The following is a 24,234-nucleotide window of genomic DNA, read 5'->3' on the forward strand; positions in this document are numbered from 1 at the left end:
GCAAAAAACAGAGCCCCCATGGCGCTCTGTTTTGTTTTTTATTTATTAGGATCCCTGTCTTATACAGGATTTCCATCTTTTATTTCAGCACCTTATCTATTATACACGTTTCTCTCGTTATACGTCAACAAACAAGGAACTTTTTATACACATCATGCCCTTTTTCGATATTCGATCCGGAGCTTATCTGCGATCAGTGCAATAAATTCTGAATTTGTTGGTTTACCTTTACCAGCATTCACCGTATATCCAAAAATATCATTGATCACATCGATCTGTCCTCTGCTCCATGCAACCTCGATCGCATGACGAATCGCACGTTCTACGCTGGATGATGTCGTTTTATATTTCTTTGCAATCGTCGGATATAAAAGCTTCGTTATGTAATTCAACATATTGACATCGTTTACTGCCATAATGATTCCTTCACGAATATATTGATAACCCTTTATATTAGCCGGAATCCCTATATCCCTGATAATATCCGTTACATCACTCTCAATATTATTCGCTGCACCAGACAGTCCCTCTCTATTCTGGATGCAGATCAGATCTTTTGAGATCTCAGTCTGAACCTCTTTTCTTCTGTTGTAAATCTGATGAATTCTTGCAATGAGCTGCTCAGAATTATATGGTTTCAATACATAAAAAGATGCCCCCAGTTCGAATGCGCACCGTATCAGTCTCTGCGAACCAACCGATGTTACAATGACAAATAATGTATCTGGGCATTCGCCTGATTCCCGGATCTGTTCCATTACCCCTAATCCATCCAGAACCGGAAGACAGATATCTAAAAGTACAACATCTGGCTGATATTTTTTTATTGATTCGATCGCACTCTCCCCATCACTTACCTTATCAAGAACCCTCATCCCTGTTCTTGTGTTCGCTGCTGTAAGCTGACGTGCTATTAATTCACAGTCGCTATCAGCAATAATAATACTGATTTCTTGATTGTTCATTATTCAATCCCCCTTAATCTTTTTTGTTTGAAAAATCGACTGTTTCTAAAGTATATTTGTGATTTCGACAAATGTCAAGAACTTACCAGGTTCACAGAACCCCCTCTGATAAGTGAATTTTTATCCATTTTTCGACATATTTCGTCGTCACCTGATGGAATGCACCATATTTCTAAGAAATACTTTGCAGGGAATACTCCGTTTTCTGAAGCATACTGCGATTATCCAGTCGAATTTTGTCTGCAATCAATGCAATAAATTCCGAATTTGTCGGTTTGCCCTTTCCCGCATGGATCGTATATCCAAATAATTCATTGATCGTATCCATACTGCCTCTACCCCAGGCAACCTCGATTGCATGACGGATCGCACGTTCCACTCTGGAGGCTGTCGTTCCATATTCCTCTGCAATCGATGGGTACAACTGCTTTGTAATTGAATTCAGGATGTCCATATCGTGAACTGCCATCAGGATCGCACTGCGAAGATACTGATATCCTTTTATATGTGCAGGGACGCCAATCTCATGTATGATATCAGTCACTACGGCTTCCAGCATGGTTCCATCCGAACCTGTTTCCACCAATTTCTGATAATTATCATTTCTTTTAGCCTTCATAACATCCTCAATAATCTCCCGGATCTTTCGTTCATCATATGGCACATCAAGAATTCGCAATACAAGGCGGTCTGCGATCTTATAGTAGATGAAGTCAAGATATTCTTTATGTGTTTTCGATCCGCACAGAAGAATCCTTGTATTCTTCAGATTCTTATAGTGCATGATTTCTTCTGTTATCTCCAGTATATCTTTGCCCGGCAAAACCTCATCCATGATCACAACATCCGGTTCCCGTTCCAGAATCTTCTTCACGGCTTCCTGTCCACTGTCACATATCCCCGAAACTTCATACCCCGGAATCGACTTCACGATAGATACAAGCTGTTCCACTTCTCTTTTGTCGCGCTTTACTATCATTATTTTTACATAATTCATAATGTCCCTCCTGCTCTTCTGCCTTGGACAACATTATATCTCTATGATACCTGCTTTGGAATATACTTCTCTCCGCAAGTTGCGACAGCTTTTCGCCTCTGTGGAACAATTTTGTACCATCTCGACATTTTCCAAGCAGAACTCCGTAGAATTATGTCTGATCTGTGTAATAAAAAAGAAGATGATGTTCCATCTTCCTTTTTTCTCTATGCCCGCCTAGGCTCCGTCCGGATTAAAAGAGTTCTTTATATATCTTGTAAACTCTGTCCCGGTCAAGTTCTACAAAGTTATTCGCCATCAGACGACCCTGATTCGTCATAACGGAATCGGTAAATTCGACAAGATCTTGCTCCGTTACCCCATATTCATGCAATGCTTTCTTTGGAATCAGAATATTTAAAAGATCCTCCAGAGATTCATAGACATTTTCGACATCGCAGCCAAGGATATCTGCAATAAATGCATTTAATTTTGCAATTTCTCCATCCTGTCTGATCTCCATATAATTCTTCATGACTCCGGTAAACATGGCATAGTTCGATTCTCCATGCGCAACATGATAGGTTGCTCCAAGCGGATAGCTTAAGGCATGTACTGCCGCACAGCCAGCATTGCCAAATGCGATTCCGGCGTAGTTTGAAGCTACAAGGAAACGGTCTAACAATGGAATTCTTGCCTCCGGTCCTTTCTCACGGATCTCCATATATCCATGAAGGATCATATCGATCGCCTTATAGCCAAACATACGTGTATATTCATTTCCTTTCGGAGACAAACTGGACTCTACAGCATGGACAAGTGCATCGATCGAACTGGTTGCAAAGAAGCGGAACGGAAGGCCCTTTAACAGCTCCGGTATCAGGACCGCAGAATCTCCATACATCTCATCGACTGCCAGTCCCTTTTTCGTTCCCCTGCTGTTTAATGCAAGAATCGCTATATTTGTTACCTCTGAACCGGTTCCACAGGTAGTTGGGACCAGTACCAGTTCTTTATCTTTTTCTATCGGAAGCTTGCCATCATACAGATCAAGAATCGGGGATACATACTTTAATGCAAACAGCTTTGAAATATCAATTACCGTTCCTCCACCGATTGCTATAATTCTTTTATGTTCACCCTTTATATCCTTATAAATTGCCTCCGCCATATCATCTGAAGGCTCACCTGCACCATATTTTTCCTGAAAGATAACATCACATTCCAGATCCATCTTTCCAAAAAACGGTTCATAGATATATTCATTTGTAATTACCAGATCACCTTTTTCGATATGGAATTCATCAGCAAATTCCTTACATGTGTCATACTTATAAATCGTTGGTTTGAGCATTAACTGTTTCATACGTATCCTCCATTCATTTTCTCTGATATTTCTGTACCAAAATTTTTGCTCACATTGTACCACTATAGAATGAAATTACAATTACCCAAAAAGAGCATCTTTTTTACTCTTCTGTATCATCAAATGCCTGAATATATCCAACGGTTTCATTGTTTCGATCCATCGAATAGGAAGGATCGATGACTGCCTGTATAAAATCTGCACCTCCGGATTCGATCGGTACCACCTTTAAGCCCAACTGCTTCTCTACCTGCGCAACTGTCATATCATCTAAAAATACCTGTTCTCCCATTCGCAGCATATTCGATGGAATGAGCAGCGCTTCTCCCAGATCATCTCCTGCTGCCTGCCGCTCTTTTAACTGGGTCGTCAGATCAATGCCTGTGATCAGTCCGGATACTGTGATTGTTTCTCCAAAAAAGTCATTCCGGATGCAATATACACGGATCGTAAGTCCTGGATATGCCTGCATCAGCCTTGCTGCAAAGTCTACAACCGTACTATATGTCAGTTTTCCGGTTGCCATACAGATCGTACGGCGGAATGTTTCTTTCTGTTCCTGATATTCCGGTGAAGCCAGCAGCTCCTGATAGGCTTCATCAAATTCCTCTAAAAACAAACGCATCATTCCAACGCCATTTTCAAGCTGGATATAACCATCATAGCGTTCTGCTTCCGGAAATTCCCGTCCGGCCGTTATATACCACTCATCACTTGCATGAATAAAATGAAGCGAATACCTTTCATAGAATTTTTTCTGATAACTCTCGATCAGATCGATAACCTGTCCCGCTTCTTCCTTTGTAAATAATTCTAATGGGTACAAACCTTTTCGGAATTTCGTAAGTCCGGCAGGAACAACGGATACACTCCGCATAAATGGCAGATACTTTCCAAGATCCCGGATACTCCGTTCCAACTCTGCCCCGTCATTTACACGCTTGCAGAGAACGATCTGCCCATTCATCTCTACATGCCCTTCAAAAAGACGATCCAGATATTTCAGCCGGTCACCTGCAAAACGATTATGCAACATCTTGCAGCGAAGCTCCGGATTGGTCGTCTGAACCGATATATTGATCGGCGCAAGCTGCATCTTGATGATACGATCCACATCCTCATCTGTCATATTTGTAAGCGTGATATAATTGCCCTGCAAAAAAGACAACCGGGAATCATCATCCTTAAAATAAAGTGTCTCTCTCATCCCCGGCGGCATCTGATCAATAAAACAGAACATGCATTTATTGGTACAGGAACGATAATCGCTCATAAGACCGTTTTCAAATTCCATCCCAAGATCATCATCATAATCCTTCTCGATCTCAAGCAGCCATTCTTCTCCATATGATTTACGGATCAACACCTCTATATATTCATCTTTGATCATATAACGATAATCAAATACATCTTTTATTTCTTTATCGTTGATTGCAAGCAGATAATCACCCGGTTCTATTTCCATCTCTTCTGCAATGGAGCCCGGATAGACTACCGTAATTAAATGTTCTATTTTCTTCACAGTTATTCCTCATCATTTTCTAATGTATCTTCCCCATTATACCATTGCAAAATAAAAAAGAAAGATGATAAATATGCAAAAACGATGCTTTTTTGAGAATTTTTGTATGCTTCTGTGGCGTATCCTTCTGTACATAAACAAAAGACAAAGGAGCGAACATCATGTTGCATATATTTGGAACTGTAATTAAGAAAAAGAAGGTCATAATTCTGGGGATCATCTATATACTGTTACTGATACTTGTAATCCTTGCAGGAAAGGCAAAAAAAATGAAACTTCAGGAACAGGTCTCCCAGTCAGACTCCAGTCCCATCACAACAGAACAGATTTCTGTCTCCGAAGATTCCACCGAGAAAACCAAAGCATCCTCCGGCAGCTATTCTTCCTTTGATACTGCATCCGTTTTACAAACGCTTGCCTCCGCAACAGAAGCAAAAAACAACGGGCTGCTGACACTGGTCAATATGTCTCATACCCTGCCAGCCGACTGGACCGTTGATCTGGTCGAACTGCGAAACGATCAGTCGATCGACCGCCGTGCTTATGACGGGCTTCAAAAAATGATGGACGATGCAAGAGCCGAAGGTCTTGACCCTCTGATCTGCTCTTCCTACCGTACAAATGAAACACAGGAACGGCTCTATACAAATAAAAAGAATTCTTATCTGGAGCAGGGTTACAGCGAAGATGATGCTACAGCCCTTGCTGCTACCTGGGTTGCCTATCCCGGTACCAGCGAACACCAGCTCGGCCTTACCGTTGATATCTGTTCCATTGGCAACCAGGAGCTGGATTCCTCCCAGGAAGATACCGCCACCCAGCAATGGCTGATGGCAAACTGTTATAAATACGGCTTCATCCTCCGTTATCCGGCAGATAAATCCGATATAACAGAAATCTCTTATGAACCCTGGCATTACCGCTATGTTGGTGTTGAAGCTGCTACAGAAATGTACCAGAAGCATCTTTGTTTAGAGGAATATCTGGAACAGCATACCAATTAAAAAAGCAGTTCAGTCTCCGGTGCTCTGTTCTTCACCATCCAGACTGGACTGCTTTTTATTTATATTCTTATTCTGCCGGAATAAATGGAAGGTCGATCGGTTGATCTGCTTTTGTGGATGGATCCGTTGTAGCTTCTGTCGTAGCCTCCGTTGTCTTCTCTTCCGTCGTTTTCTCTTCCGTTGTACGCTCTTCTGTCGTCTTTTCTTCGGTTGTCTTTTCCTCGGTCGTACGTTCTTCCGTCGTCTTTTCCTCAGTCGTCTTCTCTTCGGTTGTCTCCTCCTCGGTTGTCTTCTCTTCTGTCGTCTTTTCTTCCGTTGACGGCTCTTCGGTTACGATTGGCTTCTGTTCCTCGGTCGTTACAACCGGAAGTTCATCTTCGGTTCCCGCTGCCGTTGTTACCTCATACGTCGTAGAGGCTTCCGTAGAGTAAGATGTGTGTGAATCATAGGTATTATATTCCGATGTTACTTCTATTTCTTCTTCATTCTCGGAATCGTCATTAATATTTGTAGTTGGCAAAGGCTCTTCTGTAACAATATTTACTTTCTTCTCCTCAGTAGAACTCTCTTCCTGTTGCGTCTCCTGCTTTGCCTTTTCATATTTTGCTTTATTTGTCTGAAAGAACACACCAAAGAAGGTATATTCACATATGATAAGTACAGCAAACACTGCAACTATGATCTTCAGTATATTATCCTTCCTCCAGAACCGTTTCTTTGCAGGAACTTCATCCGTTTCCAGAACATCTGTCTGATCTGTCTCTTCCGGCTCGGTTTCATCTATATCTTCTGTCTCTGTGATCTCACTTACTTCATCTATATCTTCTGTTTCAAATATTTCTGAGTTATCCGTATGAATCTTTTTATCCATATGTACCTCCGACTATTATTATCCATTCTGGCACATTTTATACATGCCCTTTACCTGTTGGTTACAAACACGTCTTATAGTATAATACACCGCACAAAATCTGTAAAATCATTTTACGAAAAATTATAAATCTTTTACATTTTTGTTACATTTACAGTGTCAGGTCCGGAGCGAATCAAAGGTATTATACACATTCAGGATTCCATAGCCCCACTCCGGATTCGGATATTTCCTTGCAAACAGATATCCCTCTGTATCATTCATGACATATGAAAACGGACTTCCTGCCGTTCCCGGACGAACTGCTCCCCGAATAAAATAATTACGGATCTGATTTCCATTTACAAACCGTGCCAGATCCCGGTCTCTTGCCCATTGCAGGATTAATGCCGCACACCCGGCACAATGCGCTGCTGCAACAGAAGTACCCGTTTTCCTGACAAATGTTCCTGCTCTGCCCGGACCATATACATCAACACCCGGAGCAACAAAATCCGGCTTGATATCATCTGCCGCCGTATATCCCCTGCTTCCATCCAGAAACAGTGTATCCGAATAATGATCATATGCCCCCACTCCCATCGGAACTACTCCTGTAGCCGGATTCACAAGCGTTGTTTCAGGCGTTGGCCTTATAAACCGGGTATCCGGGGAAAGAAATGCCGTGATCGGCAGCCATGCATGAAAGGTCTTCTCGGTATCACCGCTTCCATATACCCGGATCCGCCACAGACCATTTGGCGGATCAAAAAAGCGCATCATGATCAGTTCTTCTCCCGACTGATCCTCTACAAGAAAATAATCGATATATATGATCCCACCACCAAAAACCGGACGTATGACTTCACTTTTATCAAAGCGGGGAGCAATCTGACTTACAAACTCCCCACCCGGAATCTCAAATGCCACAGAATATGTATTGGGAACCGTTCCCCAGATCTCAAGTGTAAAGCTGTTATTTCCCGTAACATTAATCTCCATTTCCGTATAAGCGCTTCCCCCTTCGATCCTGCCTCTGAAATGATGCCCCGCAATTCCCTCATTTCCTGCCGGAACGGACACAGCAACTCCGGTCATGATACCAACATTTGAAAGCAGTGCTTCTAATGCAGAAGAACCAGTATGGCTCCCACTGTTCGAACCAACTCCAATCAGGATTGATATATTTTTCCGAAGTCTGCTTGCCTGTCTCCGCAGAAATGCTACCCCCATCATAATATCATTTTCCTGATATGCTTCTACGTCCTCCGGCACACCATATAATCCTCGCAGATTATTCTTTGCCTGCTTTAATTTTACAATCACATATTCTGCTTCCGGCGCCACTCCTGTGAAATCAGCTGTCCGTTTTCCTGCTGCAATCCCTGCAAGAAAGGTTCCATGTCCATTTGCATCTGTCAGGATATCCGCTTCATTTCGTATGGCTTCATTAATATCCTCCTGCTGATATACCGTTCCATATCCGGGATTTTCTTCCTGATCTGACGGTCCCGGCACGGACTGATCCCATGCTACAAGAATTCTTGTATTTCCGGCAACATCCAGAAACAGATCATTCCGAATATCAATCCCGGTATCGATAATTCCGATCAGAATTCCCTTTCCGGTAAGTCCAAGGATCGATTCCTGCTGTATATTCACAGCTCCGACTGCTTCTACACTACTGGTATCCATCAGCCCATACAATTTGGGGAAAAGTGTATATTCCAGTCTGGAAAAGATCTGCATATAATTCTCCGGCTTCTCCCTGTATAAAACAGCAAACCGCTCATCAATAAAGAGCAGGCAGCCGCTTTCTTTGTAAATATCCAAAACAGTTTCCCGCTCTTCGTTGTATTCAATCAGATAGTCTGCATAATCTTCCCTGTACGCTACATTTTCACATTCCATTTCGATTCCCATCGTATGCTTTTCGTATACAGTCTATTCCGTCTGATTTCTTTCTATACCTTTTTTTGCACCTGTTATATGATCGGCCCCTGCAGCTTCTTATCCACTTGTTCCTTCAGTATATCAAACTGACATGGACCTGTTTCCAGAATAATCGTGTTAAATGTTTTCAGGTCAAAGTCATCTCCCATTTTCTCTTCTGCATAATCCCGCAGTTCTTTCATTTCATAATATCCGGTCGAATAACTCTGATATACTGCCGGATCTCCGACCATTGTCGTGTACAGCTCCTGTGCAGCACTGCCATCCATTCCATTCTTTGTCAGATAATCGGCTGTATCCTGCAACGTCCATCCCTCATAATTGATTCCCAGATCCACTCTTCCCATCATAAGATAACTCATCTCATCATTCAACTGATAAAGGGCTGCAATGGTGTCTCCATATTCCGGTTCCTCATACTCATAGTAATATAAAGAATCATAACATGCATACATCGCCCATCCTTCTTTATATCCTAAGAAGTTCATCAAAGTCCGGACCGGCTCCGGATCCGTTGACATATAATAAGCATTTTGAAGCATATGACCCGGATATCCCTCATGTGCCAGTGTCGTCCACATGCCATCCGTATGCAGACCATTCACCCGGATCAGATTATTATCCGGATCATCGATTGCCGGCGCCATATAATAAGCCAGTACATCATCCATGATCGTTTCGAGGTTCTTATCCAGCGCCTCTGCCTTATAGTTTATCGTTCCTGCATCCGGATAATGCTCTGATGCCGTTTCCATCATTTTATCGACCATTTCCGAAGCTGTCATCTGATCGGTTTCCGCAAATATTGAATCATAATTGGCAGCAAAATATTCATATGCCGCCTGATTTCCCAAATAATACTGATATAACGATACCATGAGTTTTTGAAGCTCTGTATCCAGCATATCGATTACCTCTTCCGGCGACTTGGCTGTTCCTGCAAAATTTTTCAGCAGATATTCATAATATTCCTTGCCACCATCATAGTTGCAGATACCACCATCATTGGTTCCGGTTCCCTTCAGACCGGAAAGCACCGCTGCAACATTCTCAAATGCCGGAAGCAGGGAATTCACAACTGCCTGCTTATTAGCCTCCTTGTATTCTGCCTTTTCCTCATCCGTCAGAAAATCAAGTGCGTCAATATTATCATTAAATGTTGTTACCATAAAATGATTTTCTTTATCTGCAACAAAATCCTTGCACTGACTGATGACTTTATCGCAGACTGCATCACTCATAAAATAACCTTTTTCTGACTTTTCCTGTTCAAAATCCAGATACTCTGCAAAATAATCCGGAATCTGACCAAGCAGTTCAATATAACGTTCCACATCTCCCTTATCATCAAATCGGTAATCTGTGAAATTCGTTGCAATATTGGCCTGAAGTCCACGCATCGGGGAAAACGGCTCATACAGATATACATTATCAAAAATTCCCGCAGACACTTCAAAATACTCATCCAGCACATCATAGGTCAGCTTCTGATCCTCTGTCAGGCAGGAACGGTCAATAGCATCCAGCTTCTTTACCCAGCCTTCAAACTCTTCCTTATCCTGTCCGATCTCCTCTGCTGTCATTCCCGGGTCTCCCAGTGTGACCTCCGGTTCTTCCAGACCGTAATCCGCACCATCCTTAATCGTATAATTATACGTCAACGTGTCGTCCGTAACAACATCCTTAAAATAATCATCCAGATACTGTTCAAATTCCTGCTGCTCCTTCAGCGCATCCTCGGAGAAAGACTCCTGCGCCCTCTCTGTATTTTCAGTTGTATCGTTTTTGTCATTCAAATGTCTGCGCTCTCCCTGTGTCTCCCCACAGGCAGATAATCCAACCGCAAGAGAAATGCAGATAGCCGCAGCCATTACATTTTTACAGGTTCGTAATAATCTCTTTTTTAACATACCCTGCTCCTTTTCGCTTTTTTTCATAGTATCACAGGATTCCCAGACCATCAAGGACTACCTTGATACAAGACTGCGGTATCATCGGAAGATTCCCAGACCGCCTTCCTGCAATACATCTGTATTTTCCTTTTATTTTACCCAGAGATAACCATTTACATACTGATGCCGACGCAATACAATAATTCAAAAGCTCCGGTATTTTTCCGTCTTCGCTCTGCCATATGATTTCACGATCTGGAAATTATGATCCATATAATAAAGGCTTAAAGACCGTATATTTTCTGTATACAATCTTTAAGCCTTATTAATTACAATATTTTCTCTTATAGTATCAATTATTATGATTGTTTTGTCGCACAGGCCTCGATCTGCATCGGTTCTACACCACGAAGCTCGATGATCGGATTGCCCTTGCCATTTACATAATCTCCGGTTATGATCACCCTGCCAATGCTATCATCTCTTGGGATCTGATACATGATATCCAGCATGAATTCCTCAATGATCGCCCGAAGCGCTCTTGCTCCTGTATTCTTTTCAAGTGCTTTTTCTGCGATCGCTTCATATGCAGAATCGTCAAACTGAAGATCTACCTCATCCAGTGCCAGCAGCTTCTTATACTGTTTCAGGATTGCATTCTTCGGTTCCTTTAAGATCTTGATATACATATCCTTATCTAACGCATCCAATGTGAATAAGACAGGCAGTCTTCCAAGAAATTCCGGTATCATACCGAATTCCCTGAGATCCTCGTTGGTCACCTTCTTTAAAATGTTCGGATCTTTGTCGTATTTGTCCTTCAGATCTGCACGGAAACCGATCGAGGACTGTTTATTCAATCTTGCTTTAATGATATCTTCGATTGCCGGGAATGCCCCGCCACAAATAAATAAAATATTCTTTGTATTGACCGTTGTCATAGGAACCATTGCATTCTTGCTTCCGGAACCAACCGGAACCTCAACATCTGCGCCCTCCAACAACTTTAACAAGCCCTGCTGAACGGATTCTCCACTCACATCACGGCTGTTGCTGTTCTGCTTCTTTGCGATCTTATCGATCTCATCGATAAATACAATTCCCTTTTCTGCTTTTTCGACATCATTATCAGCGGCTGCCAACAGCTTTGACAATACGCTTTCTACGTCATCACCGATATAACCGGCTTCCGTCAGTGTGGTCGCATCTGTGATCGCAAGCGGTACATTCAACAGCTTTGCGATCGTTTTTACAATATAAGTCTTACCACAGCCTGTCGGCCCTACCATCAGCATATTGGATTTCTCGATCTCGATATCATCCATAGAGTCTGTCAGCACACGCTTATAATGATTGTATACTGCAACAGACATTACCTTCTTGGCATATTCCTGACCAATCACATATTCATCTAACATTGCTTTGATCTTATGCGGTGCAGGGATCGTTGCAAGTGTCATTTCCTGCTCTTTTTTCTTCGGCTTTGCCGCTTTCTTCTTCACCTTCTGTTTATCCGGTATATCATTCATTCCCATCAGTCTGCTCATGTCAATATTTCCCATATTGGAAAGATTGGAGAGATCCAGAAACTGCATTCCGCCAAATCCGCCCTGATTCAGATTATCAAAAGTCTTCTGCATACAGTCTGCACAGATATGTATATTGCCCGGCATATCGATCAGCTTTCCGGCAACACTTTCCGGTCTTCTGCAGAGATAACAATATTTCTCGTATTCATCCTCACGCTTGTCTTCTGTTTTATGATCATCAGCCACCGTCTGACTGGTCAGTTCTTTATTTTCATCATCATTTCTATAATCAGACATTTTCATCCTCCATACTTTTGTTTCCTGTCTAAAACAGCTATCTATATTAAATGATATAACTCTGCTACATGATACCACAGATTCCACCCATATGAAAACAGTATTATTTCTGGTAAAACGGTTAAATTTTTCTAAATAATTTTCTTATTACCACCCTCGATTAATTAAATTAAGTACAGCTACTCTCATTTCTCCCTGTTTTCCTGTTTTTTCTTCAGATAATATACAAAATCTCCCATTCTGTTCCACTTGTAGAAATGAAACCGAGAATATGGTATCATATTTTTAGTTGTATATGTGAATGGAGGGTTATACATGAAGAAATTATCAATTATTGTCCGTTCTGAAAAACTGGATGATGTAAAAGCCATTCTGGACGAATGCGGATCCACCGGTGCTACTGTATCAAATATTATGGGATATGGTAATCAGAAGGGTTATAAAACAACATACCGTGGAAGTGAATATGTGGTCAACCTGATTCCGAAGATCAAGATTGAAACCATCGTCAAGGATGATGTTGCCGATAACATCATCTTTAAGGTATGTGAAAAGATATCAACCGGAAAAGTCGGCGACGGCAAGATCTTCGTCTATGATGTTGCCGATGTCATCCGTATCCGTACCGGCGAACACGGTGACACCGCCTTATAACATCTACCTGTCATACAAATAAATCCGCTGTGCTATACCACACCTGTTATTACGCAAAACACTTTCGTTCTAGTCCTCGAGCAGCGGTACATAAAGCTGCAAAAGACGCAGCTTAAGTACCGGCCTCGGACAAGGTTTGCTTCATAACAGTGTAATATAGCACAGCGGATTTATTTGTATAACAGCTACGTAAGAATCAAATGCAAGTGTTCTGCGAAATAAAGTTATAGCTACCACAAGCACAGGCTTTTATAGCGGCTGTTATATTCCGCGGGCTTTGCGTACACAGGCTTTCATTGCTTCGATCACGGAGGAACGGAAGCCTTTTTCTTCTAAAACGCGAACAGCTTCTATCGTTGTTCCGCCAGGTGAGCAGACCTGATCCTTTAATTCACCCGGATGTTTTCCCGTTTCAAGTACCATCTTTGCACTTCCAAGCACGGACTGTGCTGCAAATTTATATGCCTGTGCTCTTGGCATACCATCTACCACTGCTCCATCTGCCATAGCTTCGATCAATATATAAATATATGCCGGAGAACTTCCGCTGACCGATACACATACATCCATCAGATTTTCCGGTATTGTCTCTACTTCACCAAAGCTTCCAAGAATCTGAAGAACTGTTGCATAATCTTCATCGGTAACATATTCATTCCGACATGCTCCTGTCATACCCTCACCAACCAGTGCCGGTGTATTTGGCATTGTCCGGACAAGCCTCACAGATCCTCCAAACTGTTCCTGTAACCAGTCTAATGTTTTTCCCGGTGCTATACTGATCACAATCTGCTCTTTACGGACTACGTCCTTTATCTGAGCGATCACCTCCGGATAATACTGTGGTTTTACCGCCAGAACCAGAATATCACTGTTTTCTGTTACCTCCAGATTATCGGTTGATACCTTTACTCCAAGCTCTTTCTGAACTCTGTCAAGTGTCGCTTTCGTCTTTGCAGATGCTATGATATTCTCTGCATCTATGATCTGCTTTCTGATAATTCCCTTTATGATCGATGTTGCCATATTGCCACAGCCAATAAAACCAATCTTCATATTTCACTTCTTCCTTTCTAATTATACAGAAAAAGCAGCATCCTTATGTTAAGAACGCTGCCCTTCCAACTATTTATAGATTAAAGACTGTAAGAACCTGATTCTCCATCAGCTGTATAGTATACCATACCTGTTTCTGGCTGGTAATATACGTTCAATTCCTTAACTGCCTTATTGCCAAGTGCTTCTTTTGCTTTTGCTACAATGTCAGAAACATTGATCTGTCCATTGTTATATTCAACAAAAACTGTCTCTGTTGTCTTAGCTACTGCTGGCTTCTTTGCTGCCGGCTTTTTAGCTGCTGGCTTCTTTGCTTCAGCCTTAACTTCTGTCTTTGCTGGTTCAGTTTTAGCTGCTACAGTCTTAGCTGCTGGCTTTTTCTCTTCTTTTACTTCTGCCTTTACTGCTGCTTTTACTTCTTTAGCAGCTTCAGCTTTCTTTACAGCTTCAGCTTTAGCAACAACGCTTTCTACTGTTGCCTTTTTTGCAACAACCTTTTTTGCATCTTCAGTCTTCTTAGTAGCCATGATTAACACCCTCCGTTTTAAAACTAATTTCTATCACTTTACTTATGTAACAATTCATGTATGTATTCTTTATTCAAGCTAGGATTGATATTACTCCATTTTCCTTTTTTTTTCAATACAAGTACTGTTTTTTCTCCGTTTTGTACCACAGAGTGTTTTTTTTTATGAAAATCAAAGTCATTTTAGACAAACAAAACTACCAAATTTTATGAAATTTGGTAGTTTATATGGTTGTTTTGTATAATTTGTATAATTAATTCGTAAGAATTTTGACAATTTCGTCCATTTTCATGCCGTGTGATCCCTTGATCAAAACAACATCCTCCGGTCTCATAATAGCCATCAGATAAAGTGCCACTTCTTCATTATCCATAAATGAAAATGTTTTTGCATACTTTGTGTCGCAGACATCCAGTGCCTTTTTAATCTCCAAAGCTTCCTTTCCGACTACCACAACCTCATCGATCTTCTTGTCCCGCAGGTATTCTCCGATCTGATAGTGATAGCTGGCACTGTCAGCTCCCAGCTCAAACATATCTCCCAGTACTGCGATCTTTTTTCCCTCGCAGTCCATATCACAAAGCACATCAATGCTTGCCTTCATGGAATCCGGGCTTGCATTATAGGTATCATCGAGGATCGTGTATCGATTCTCCATATGGATAAGTCTCTGTCTCTGTCCTTCAAAATGTTCAAAGGCTTTTGCTGAAATTGTTATCGGAATTCCCATCTGATATGCAACTGCAATACCTGCCAGTGCATTTCTCACGTTATGTTTTCCGAGGATATCCATGGTAACATGAACGGTCTCACCATTATGAGTACAATCAAATTCCATGCCCTGCTCTCCACATTTTACATTGGATCCCTGAAAATCACAAATTTCATCTATACCAAAAGTAAGTGTCCGACATGGCATATCCGCTTTTATCTCACGCAGTAATGGATCATCTCCATTTAACAGCAACAGGCCGTCCTTATTCATATGATTGATAATAGACAGCTTCTCTTTTCTGATATTCTCCTGGGTTTTCATAAATTCAATATGTGCAACACCGATAATCGTCACCACACAGATCGATGGCTTTACAATCTCAGACAATATCTCCATCTGACCAGGTTCACTGATCCCCATCTCGATCACCGCTGCATCATATCCATCTGTCATTCTGGAAAGTGTCATCGGTACACCAATCTGTGAATTTTCATTTCCATTTGTCTGAAAACAGCGTTTTGCTGTGCTGACAGCCGCTGCGATCATCTCTCTGGTCGTTGTCTTTCCTACACTTCCTGTCACTCCGATATACGGAATATCATACCGGTCACGGATATCCATTCCAATTGCCTGAAGTGCTTTCATCGTGTCATCAACACGGATAAACGGCTTCTCTGAAATAACAACATTATCATGCTCCGATGTCAGAGTTGCAGACGCTTTCTCCATAGCGGATTCAATAAAACGATGTCCATCAACTTTATTACCCAACAGAGGAATAAACAAATCTCCCGGCTGTGCTTTTCTGGAATCAATACACAGGCCTGTGATCGGTGTATCTTCATCGCCGCAAAGCAGGAAACCTCCTGTTGCTTTCACAATATCTTTTACTGTAATATTTTCCATTTTTCCCCTATCTGCCTTTCCAGAACAGTTTCATAATTTTATATAAAAGCATGCACTGCATGCAGGCTGTAAAAAATGCCTGCGTCCATTCTATCACATGTATATGCGAATTTCCAGTATTCTTGTATTTATATTCCCGTTTTCAGGAAAGATTAAGATTCGACCAGAACTGTTCTATGCTCTGCGAAATCTGATCAAAATTTCCAAAGACCGCATCCTGCCACTCCACCGGAAATAACGAATTATATTCCCCGGTTCCAAATCGTTCATCTAGCAACAGGATCACTCCGGCATCCGCTTCTGTCCGGATCACGCGTCCGGCTGACTGAAATACTTTATTAATGCCCGGATACAGGTATGCATATTTAAAACCATCAACCGATGAGCCAGCATATGCCTCCATACTCTTTCTGGCATTAAAATAGTCCATCATGATCTTTCTCTCATTGCACACCTGCGGAAGTCCCGGACCTACTACAACCGATCCGATCAGCCGTTCTCCGGTCAGATCAATCCCCTCAGAGAAGATCCCGCCCATGATACAAAAGGCAACCACATTTCTTTTCGCTGAAAAATGATCCAAAAATGCTTCCCGGTCTGCCTCCTTCATGTTCTGTTCCTGACAGAGCAGCTCCATGCCAGAACAATCACCCTCTATCATTTGCTCATAGACCTCCTGAAGCATTTTATAGGATGGCAGAAACACCATATAATTTCCGGAATGTGCGTTAAACAACTGCCTGATATATTCAGCCACGCGCTTATACTCCTTTACAGACCGTCTGGTATATTTCGTAGATACATCCACACCAACCATGATCTGTCGTTTCTCCGGATCAAACGGAGAAGGAATATAGATAGCCTGATCGGTCACCGTATCGGACAGCATCTCCATATAATATTTTACCGGCAGGATCGTTGCCGAAAAGAAAACAGTCGATACACCCTTATCCAGACAAAGCTTCAGATTATTCGCCGGATGGACGCAATATAACCGAACCATAAATCTGCCATCCGACTTAAGCTCATCATAGATCACATAGCTGTCATCGATCAGATCCGCAATATTTAAAAATGTCGTAAGTGCAAAATAAAACTCCAGTATCTCCTTACGTTCCGGGATCTGTTTGTAATCTTCTAAAAAAGCCTCCATCGTCGTATGAAGATGCAGCAGCTTCAGATATAGAACCCCGATATCATTTAAGATCTGATATCCATGCTCCGGACATTTTTTCTTCAATTCCAGAAGCTCCCGGTTGCAGGATTCCAGACTCCGTGCCATTTTTTTGCTGTACGGCATTACCAGCCTCTTTACAGCAAGGAAATCTTCTTTATACAGCGTGGCACTGTACATGGACGATGCCCGGTCCACCAGATTGTGTGCTTCATCTACCAGAAATACATACCGTCCTGTATCATATGCTGTCTGTGAAAAGAACCGCTTCAGATTCACTCTCGGATCAAACACATAGTTATAATCTCCAATAATAGCATCTGCAAACAGGCTTGCATCCAGTCCCAGCTCAAAAGGACAGACCTGATACCTTTCCGCATAAGCCCGGATGATCTCCCGATCCATTTTTTCCTCCTGAGTGATCAATTCAAATAATGCATCATTAACCCGGTCAAAATGTCCTTTCGCATAAGGGCAGTGCTCTGCATCACATTCCATCGTCTCATTCAGACATATCTTCTCTTTGGCAGTCAACATAACGGAAGAAAACTTTACTCCACGTTCCCGTAGCAATGTAAGTGCCTGATCCGGCACGGTTCCGGCGATCGTCTTTGCGGTCAGATAAAAGATTTTCGATACCAGCCCGGTTGCAAATGCCTTAACGGAAGGAAACATCGCTGCCATCGTTTTCCCGATTCCGGTTGGAGCCTGCACAAACAATCTGCGCTCCCCTTCGATCGCCTTATACACACAGGCAGCCATCTGCTTTTGTCCTTTCCGATATTCATATGGAAATTCCAGTTCTGTAATTGACGCATCTCTGCTTCTTGCATGTGATACAGCATGATCAACCCATTTCATCATCTCATCCACTGTATCATGAAACCATTTCTCAAGAAATGAACAAGAAAACACATAAAAAAATTGTTTTACTTCTTCACTTTCCAGATTCACATATGTGATCTGTACATTGATCCGATCCAAAGACTGCTCTTTTGCATAAATATAGGCATAGCACATTGCCTGTGCTACATGAACTGTTTCCGGCACTTCGATATCAGCAAGTTTTCTGTATACACCTTTGATCTCGTCGATCGTAACATCCGCAGGCTCATTCATTTCCTGCATCTGACCGATCGTTCCGGCAGAATTTTGTTCCATGAAGTCTTCACCGACTTCCAGATCCAGACTCTCCGTTTTTTTGAGCAGCAGCCGGTTCCAATATCTATCCTCTACCCGAATCACCTGTCGCTCAATTTCCTTCTTCTTCCTGCTTCGGTTCTTTTCACCTCTCAGATCTATGATCCCATCTGCTCTGCCCTCTACCGTAACATCCAGATCATGAATCCCTTTCTTCATCGTGATCTTTAAAGGAACTTCTGCATCATAATAAGACCCTGCCATTTTCTGAAGCTTCCGATGCATCTTACTTCCTGCATTCATCGCTTCCTTTGACAGAGTCCCATTACTGCTGCTTGTAATATCGCCGCATCTGTATATAAATTCTACCATATGCCTGACCGAAACTTTAAATTCCATAATTCTTATTTGTAAACAATAGCTGCTGCCAGCTTCTCTGATGTATCCTGATCTGTCAGGATCTCAACCAGCTTCAAACCAAAATCAATAGCTGTTCCCATACCTCGGCTTGTAATCACCTTACCGTCTGTTACTACACTGTCATATAATACTTCCGCACAATGAAGTCCCGCCTCCATTCCCGGATAGCAGGTAGCCTTCTTATCCTTTAAGATACCAAATGCTCCAAAAGCAGTAGGTGCTGCACAGATTGCTGCAACATATCTTCCTGCTTCATACTGTCCGCATACAAGATTCTTTACCTTCTCATTTGCGATCAGATTCGTCACACCGGGCATACCACCCGGAAGTACGATCATATCTGCATCATCTGCAAGTTCACTGATTTTCTCATCCATCTTTACTGTGATTCCATGTGAACCTGTAACCGTATCCTGATCGTCTGCTGCCACCATAAGGCAGTCAACCTTTGCACGTCTTAACAGATCTACAACGGTCAATGCTTCTACTTCTTCATATCCTGTTTCAAATAACATTCTGACTTTCATGCTTCTGCCTCCATTCTTAATGTCCGAAAACTCTTGCCATAAATGCAAGTCTCTGTTCTTCATTCATACTGCTTAATGCGCTGTTATGATACGCTCCATCCATAGATACATCTCTGGTAAACCAAGCCGGTGCTGCGAAATTATCTGCATCTTCCTTTGTCTCAAATTCGACTTCTGCATAGATCAGCCCCTGATACAGCCCCTCAAAGACATCCAGTTCAATCTTAAGTCCTGCATCCTTTTCCTTATCGCCGGTTGTTCCCTCTGTATCCGTAAGCGGGATGATATACCGACGTTTCGTCACCAGATTTCCATCAACCTTACCAAGCAACCGTTTATAATCCGTCTCATTCATCGGAAGCTCGAATTCCTGTCGTTCCAGTAATCCGCTTGACTTTACTGTAAGAATATATTGTTCATCTGCCTTTCGGATACGGATGACGGGGCTGGTCGAGATATACCCCTGCTCCAGTTCCTTATATGGATACGCTTCCAGTGAAAACGGTATCTCTTTTATCAGATATTTTCTTTCGATCTCCATAAAAGCCTCCTTTTATATCGCCCTTTATAACCAATCCTCCGGTGGTGCTGTTGTTCCCACATGACTTGCGATACCTCTGTTTATCATGGAAAATGCCAGGATCAGAGTGATCACAAACATGATCGATGATGGAATCAGGAAGTCCAGACAGGTATTCACGGATGTCAGCAGCATCGGTAAAGTCAGTCCGTAAAGACATACCCGGAATACATTTCCATAGGACAGCCCTGTATGAAGACCTTTCGCAAGTGTCCGTGCAACGATCGAAAATACAAGTGCAAGGAAGATCATCTTTATTACACTTCCGAACATAATTGCAATGTACATAATGACAATAGCCACATAGAACGCCGGCACTGCGGATGCAAGCTGATCATTGTTAAACCCATCATAGAATAATTTGTCGAGATCCATCGTTGAATATTCATACGTCTGTCCGCCGTTTATCATTCCCATGACTACATTCTCTTTGCCAAATGCAATATACACGCCATTTGTCTTGATATCATCAAGTGTAATTCTGTCATAATCCGTATTCATATATATCGTTGCATTTCCAATATCCAGTGACATCTCTGATTCTGCCGTAAGCTTACCATCCTCGATCACAAACTGCGGAACCTTATTCGTGATCAGGTTATTTAACCCTCCCACATGCATGATAAAGGTAATGACACCGATTCCAAACTCGATAAAGGTCAGGATAAAAGCGATCAATATCATAAATCCTACCGTCTTGCTCGCTTTTAACTTCGTCAGATGCTTATAATTTTTCGGGCTGGATACTGCGATAGCTAACTGATCGACCATCGTTACTTTTGAATATTCTTCGTCCATTAGATAATCTCCATTTTTTTCATAGCTTTATAGATTCCGTCTTCTCTGACATCATCCGTTACAAGACGGACTTTCTTTCTCAGATACTCCGGACCTTTTTTCATTATAATACTATTTGGCACATATGCCAACATAGGTTCATCATTACTTCCGTCTCCAAATGCATAGGCATTTTCTAATGGCAGGTCAAAATAATCAAGCAGATACCGGATACCGGTTGCCTTCGTATATCCCTTTGGCACAACCTCACAAAAATTTCCCTCTCTCTGGATATACATATAATCTTTTTTCAGATATTTCTTAAATGCTTCCAGATACGGAGTATCTGCATCATACCATGCACAAAACTTATCAAAGATCTGATCGTTTGCCGGATCATCATTCTCCATATAGGTGCTGGTCGCTTTAAAATAACTGATTAGTTCTTTTAAATGCTCATTATCGGAAAAAGCAGCGCTGGTAAATACCTTGTCCGCATGTTCGTATACGGCATCCATTTTATATTCCCGACATTTCCGAATCACACCTGCACAGACCTCATATGGTGTATCATGATGAAACAATGTCTCTCCATTATAAACAATATGCGTTCCGCAGCCGCAGACAAAGCCATCAAAGCCTGCGCTTCTGATCTCTTCTGTCACATTGCAGAATACTCTTCCCGTATTGATAAATGCCAGGTGTCCGTTCTCTCTTGCCTTTTGTATTGCCTCTTTTGCACTGTCCGGAAAATACCGTTTTCCATCATCCGTGATCAGAGTTCCGTCGATATCAAAAAAGAGAATCTTTCTTGTCTTATTCATGTCTATTTCCTCCGTTTATTATCGCATAAGAACAAAAACGCTCCACGCAGTATGAATACATTCAGGGTTCTATGACCTTTGCATCATAAAACCCTGAACCTTCGTTTATGCTATGCAATTTTTATAACTGCTTCATCAGGTCAATCATCTCAAGTGCGCCCATTGCACAATCATAACCCTTGTTACCTGCCTTTGTTCCGGCACGTTCGATTGCCTGCTCAATATTCTCTGTTGTTACAACACCGAACATAACAGGAATACCGGATTCAAGTGAAACAGATGCGATTCCCTTGGACACTTCATTACATACATAATCATAATGACTGGTTGCTCCACGGATAACTGCTCCAAGGCAGATCACTGCATCATATTTTCCTGACATCGCCATCTTCTTGGCTACAACCGGAATCTCAAATGCTCCCGGGACCCATGCAACAGATATGTCATCCGGATTTACGCTGTGACGTAATAATGCATCCTCTGCACCGCTTACCAGTTTTGATACGATAAATTCATTAAATCTTGCTGCTACAATACCGATCTTGGCACCATTTGCTACGATCATTCCTTCAATCTTCTTCATTTTATTATCCTCCTGTTATTGATTCAATCTCAATATTTACAATTGCTTATTCTCTGTTACCACTAAATCATTATGCATATAATTCCCAGTCCATATGGCTTTACAGATCAAGTATATGACCCATCTTTTCTTTCTTTGTCTTCAGATAAAATGCATCAAATTTGCCCGGCTGCATCTGGATCGGTACTCGTTCCACAATCTCAAGATTGTATCCTGACAAACCATATACCTTTAATGGATTGTTCGTAAGCAGTCTCATCTTTCTGACACCAAGGTCTACTAAGATCTGTGTTCCAATCGTGTAATCTCTTGCATCCTCAGGGAAGCCAAGCTTCAGATTTGCCTCTACGGTATCTAAACCCTGATCCTGTAACTGATATGCTTTGATCTTATTGATCAGACCAATCCCACGTCCTTCCTGTCTCATGTACAGAAGCACGCCTCTGCCTTCCTTTGCGATCATCTTCATCGCTGCATCATACTGCTGGCCACAGTCACAACGGGCTGAACCAAGTGCATCTCCGGTCAGACATTCGGAATGAACTCTGCATAATACCGGCTCGCCATCCGTGATATCACCCTTTACCAGTGCCACATGATGCTCGCCATTTAATTTATTGATATATCCATAGATCGTGAACTCCCCATATCTGGTTGGCATCTTTGCCTTTGCTACACATTCTACAAATACTTCATGTTCCTTACGATACTGAACTAACTTTTCGATCGTGGAGATCTTCAGGTTGTGCTCCTCAGCAAATGCAAGCAGATCATCTTTTCTTGCCATTGTACCATCATCCTTCATGATCTCACAGCACAGACCACATGGCTTCAAGCCTGCAAGTCTGCACAGATCAACCGTTGCCTCTGTATGTCCGCCTCGTTCAATCACTCCGCCCGGAACAGCGCGTAGTGGGAACATATGACCCGGTCTGCGGAAATCCTCCGGCTTTGCAGCTTCTTCTACGAACTTTCTGGCTGTAATGCCACGCTCATACGCTGAGATTCCGGTTGTAGTACTTACATGATCAACAGAAACTGTAAATGCAGTACAATGATTATCTGTATTTGTGATGCACATCTGCGGAAGATTTAATTTCTCCACATAAGAATCATCCATCGGCATACAGATCAGACCTCTGGCATATTTTGCCATAAAGTTTACATTCTCCGTGGTTGCGAATTCAGATGCGCAAATGACATCTCCTTCGTTCTCTCTGTCTTCGTTATCGAGCATAACGACAACCTTACCGGCTGCCAGATCTGCTAATACTTCTTCTATACTGTTTAATTCCATCTGTCTTTACCTCCATAGGAACATTTATTTTATAAGAATCCATTTTCTGCCAAAAAATTCATATCTACTTTTTTTCCTGCATCCGGTTCTTCTTTGTCTTTAAAATGGAGCAGCTTATCTACATATTTGCCAATTACATCGTTTTCCAGATTGACCACTGCTCCGGTCTGCCTGCGGATCAGCGTTGTCTCCTCCGCCGTATGTGGGATGATCGAAACCTTGAAGCAGCGATCATCGACATAAGCAACCGTCAGGCTGATTCCATCGATCGTAATCGATCCCTTCTCGATGATATACTTTAACAGCTTTTTATCACATGTTATTGTCACCCAGATTGCATTTTCTTCTCTAGTGTACTCTGTGATCACCCCGGTTCCGTCGATATGTCCGGATACGATATGTCCACCAAATCTTCCATCTGCCGCCATCGCCCGTTCCAGATTTACCCTGCTGCCGGAGCTTAAGGTTCCAAGATTGCTTCTTCTTATCGTCTCTGCCATCACATCTGCCGTAAACAAATGCCCCGACATTCCTGTGATCGTCAGGCATACCCCATTGACAGCTATGCTGTCACCGATCTCGCTTCCCTGCAGAACCTTATCTGCCTCTATGGTCAGGCGACCGGATGATGTGCCTTTTTCTATCTTCTTTATCGTGCCTGTCTCTTCCACAATGCCTGTGAACATGACTGCCTCCTTTT

The 24,234-nt window shown here is 42.2% G+C and carries 21 protein-coding genes; 2 read left to right on the forward strand and 19 right to left on the reverse strand.

Annotation, left to right across the window (positions count from 1 at the left end):
- Positions 1-152: 152 nt before the first annotated feature.
- From spo0A (WKT03_RS07160) to WKT03_RS07175, 4 genes are all read right to left on the reverse strand, one after another.
- On the reverse strand, positions 153-965 hold the full coding sequence (gene spo0A / locus WKT03_RS07160; RefSeq protein ID WP_021944388.1) for a sporulation transcription factor Spo0A: 813 nt from the start codon (positions 963-965) through the stop codon (positions 153-155).
- A gap of 172 nt (positions 966-1,137) precedes the next feature.
- Entirely contained in the window at positions 1,138-1,962 is an 825-nt protein-coding gene (gene spo0A, locus WKT03_RS07165) for a sporulation transcription factor Spo0A (protein ID WP_118484532.1), read from the reverse strand.
- A 232-nt stretch (positions 1,963-2,194) separates the two neighbouring features.
- Positions 2,195-3,307, reverse strand: a complete 1,113-nt coding sequence (locus WKT03_RS07170) for a 4-hydroxybutyrate dehydrogenase (RefSeq protein ID WP_021944386.1) — start codon at positions 3,305-3,307, stop codon at positions 2,195-2,197.
- 103 nt (positions 3,308-3,410) lie between these two features.
- Positions 3,411-4,835, reverse strand: coding sequence for a DUF512 domain-containing protein (locus WKT03_RS07175; protein WP_340391539.1), 1,425 nt, complete (start codon positions 4,833-4,835; stop codon positions 3,411-3,413).
- Between the two features lie 155 nt (positions 4,836-4,990).
- On the opposite strand from WKT03_RS07175, the gene WKT03_RS07180 reads away from it, so the two are divergent.
- A complete protein-coding gene (locus tag WKT03_RS07180; RefSeq protein WP_207663721.1) occupies positions 4,991-5,833 on the forward strand; it encodes a D-alanyl-D-alanine carboxypeptidase family protein in 843 nt (280 codons plus the stop codon).
- A gap of 67 nt (positions 5,834-5,900) precedes the next feature.
- Here WKT03_RS07180 and WKT03_RS07185 read toward each other — a convergent pair whose 3' ends face one another.
- From WKT03_RS07185 to clpX, 4 genes are all read right to left on the reverse strand, one after another.
- Entirely contained in the window at positions 5,901-6,704 is an 804-nt protein-coding gene (locus tag WKT03_RS07185) for a hypothetical protein (RefSeq protein WP_340391363.1), read from the reverse strand.
- A 159-nt stretch (positions 6,705-6,863) separates the two neighbouring features.
- Positions 6,864-8,606, reverse strand: coding sequence for a S8 family peptidase (locus tag WKT03_RS07190; RefSeq protein WP_340391365.1), 1,743 nt, complete (start codon positions 8,604-8,606; stop codon positions 6,864-6,866).
- 62 nt (positions 8,607-8,668) lie between these two features.
- Positions 8,669-10,546: a DUF885 domain-containing protein gene (locus WKT03_RS07195; protein ID WP_340391366.1), complete on the reverse strand. Its 1,878-nt coding sequence runs from the start codon at positions 10,544-10,546 to the stop codon at positions 8,669-8,671.
- 341 nt (positions 10,547-10,887) lie between these two features.
- Entirely contained in the window at positions 10,888-12,354 is a 1,467-nt protein-coding gene (clpX, locus tag WKT03_RS07200; RefSeq protein WP_186847638.1) for an ATP-dependent Clp protease ATP-binding subunit ClpX, read from the reverse strand.
- A 315-nt stretch (positions 12,355-12,669) separates the two neighbouring features.
- Here clpX and WKT03_RS07205 point away from each other — a divergent pair, with 315 nt between their 5' ends.
- Positions 12,670-13,008 (forward strand): P-II family nitrogen regulator, encoded by a 339-nt coding sequence (locus tag WKT03_RS07205; RefSeq protein WP_008402931.1) that lies wholly within the window; start codon positions 12,670-12,672, stop codon positions 13,006-13,008.
- A 261-nt stretch (positions 13,009-13,269) separates the two neighbouring features.
- On the opposite strand, the gene proC is transcribed toward WKT03_RS07205, so the two are convergent.
- The 11 genes from proC to WKT03_RS07260 all read right to left on the reverse strand — a co-directional run bounded on the left by proC (position 13,270) and on the right by WKT03_RS07260 (position 24,220).
- Positions 13,270-14,064 (reverse strand): pyrroline-5-carboxylate reductase, encoded by a 795-nt coding sequence (proC, locus tag WKT03_RS07210; protein WP_340391369.1) that lies wholly within the window; start codon positions 14,062-14,064, stop codon positions 13,270-13,272.
- Positions 14,065-14,144: 80 nt separating this feature from the next.
- Positions 14,145-14,591: a DUF6465 family protein gene (locus WKT03_RS07215; RefSeq protein WP_021944378.1), complete on the reverse strand. Its 447-nt coding sequence runs from the start codon at positions 14,589-14,591 to the stop codon at positions 14,145-14,147.
- A 253-nt stretch (positions 14,592-14,844) separates the two neighbouring features.
- Positions 14,845-16,212, reverse strand: coding sequence for a UDP-N-acetylmuramoyl-tripeptide--D-alanyl-D-alanine ligase (locus WKT03_RS07220; protein WP_021944377.1), 1,368 nt, complete (start codon positions 16,210-16,212; stop codon positions 14,845-14,847).
- Positions 16,213-16,354: 142 nt separating this feature from the next.
- The gene (locus WKT03_RS07225) at positions 16,355-18,898 is read right to left on the reverse strand and encodes an ATP-dependent DNA helicase (RefSeq protein ID WP_340391370.1); all 2,544 of its coding nucleotides are present in this window, start codon (positions 18,896-18,898) and stop codon (positions 16,355-16,357) included.
- Between the two features lie 32 nt (positions 18,899-18,930).
- Entirely contained in the window at positions 18,931-19,473 is a 543-nt protein-coding gene (locus WKT03_RS07230) for a DJ-1 family glyoxalase III (protein ID WP_021944375.1), read from the reverse strand.
- Between the two features lie 16 nt (positions 19,474-19,489).
- Positions 19,490-20,014, reverse strand: coding sequence for a CYTH domain-containing protein (locus tag WKT03_RS07235; RefSeq protein WP_340391372.1), 525 nt, complete (start codon positions 20,012-20,014; stop codon positions 19,490-19,492).
- Positions 20,015-20,038: 24 nt separating this feature from the next.
- Positions 20,039-20,851, reverse strand: a complete 813-nt coding sequence (locus WKT03_RS07240; RefSeq protein ID WP_021944373.1) for a DUF1189 domain-containing protein — start codon at positions 20,849-20,851, stop codon at positions 20,039-20,041.
- Positions 20,851-21,654 (reverse strand): HAD family hydrolase, encoded by an 804-nt coding sequence (locus WKT03_RS07245; RefSeq protein WP_340391374.1) that lies wholly within the window; start codon positions 21,652-21,654, stop codon positions 20,851-20,853. The genes WKT03_RS07240 and WKT03_RS07245 overlap by 1 nt, the downstream gene beginning before the upstream one ends.
- Before the next feature lie 121 nt (positions 21,655-21,775).
- Positions 21,776-22,237 (reverse strand): 6,7-dimethyl-8-ribityllumazine synthase, encoded by a 462-nt coding sequence (gene ribH, locus WKT03_RS07250; RefSeq protein ID WP_008402941.1) that lies wholly within the window; start codon positions 22,235-22,237, stop codon positions 21,776-21,778.
- Positions 22,238-22,337: 100 nt separating this feature from the next.
- Positions 22,338-23,534, reverse strand: a complete 1,197-nt coding sequence (locus WKT03_RS07255; RefSeq protein ID WP_021944371.1) for a bifunctional 3,4-dihydroxy-2-butanone-4-phosphate synthase/GTP cyclohydrolase II — start codon at positions 23,532-23,534, stop codon at positions 22,338-22,340.
- Positions 23,535-23,563: 29 nt separating this feature from the next.
- Positions 23,564-24,220 carry a riboflavin synthase gene (locus tag WKT03_RS07260; protein ID WP_021944370.1) on the reverse strand — a complete coding sequence of 219 codons (657 nt, stop codon included), beginning with the start codon at positions 24,218-24,220 and terminating at the stop codon, positions 23,564-23,566.
- Between the last annotated feature and the right edge of the window lie 14 nt (positions 24,221-24,234).

Source organism: Coprococcus sp. HCN-4056 (assembly GCF_037892645.1).
GTDB lineage: Bacteria > Bacillota > Clostridia > Lachnospirales > Lachnospiraceae > Coprococcus > Coprococcus ammoniilyticus.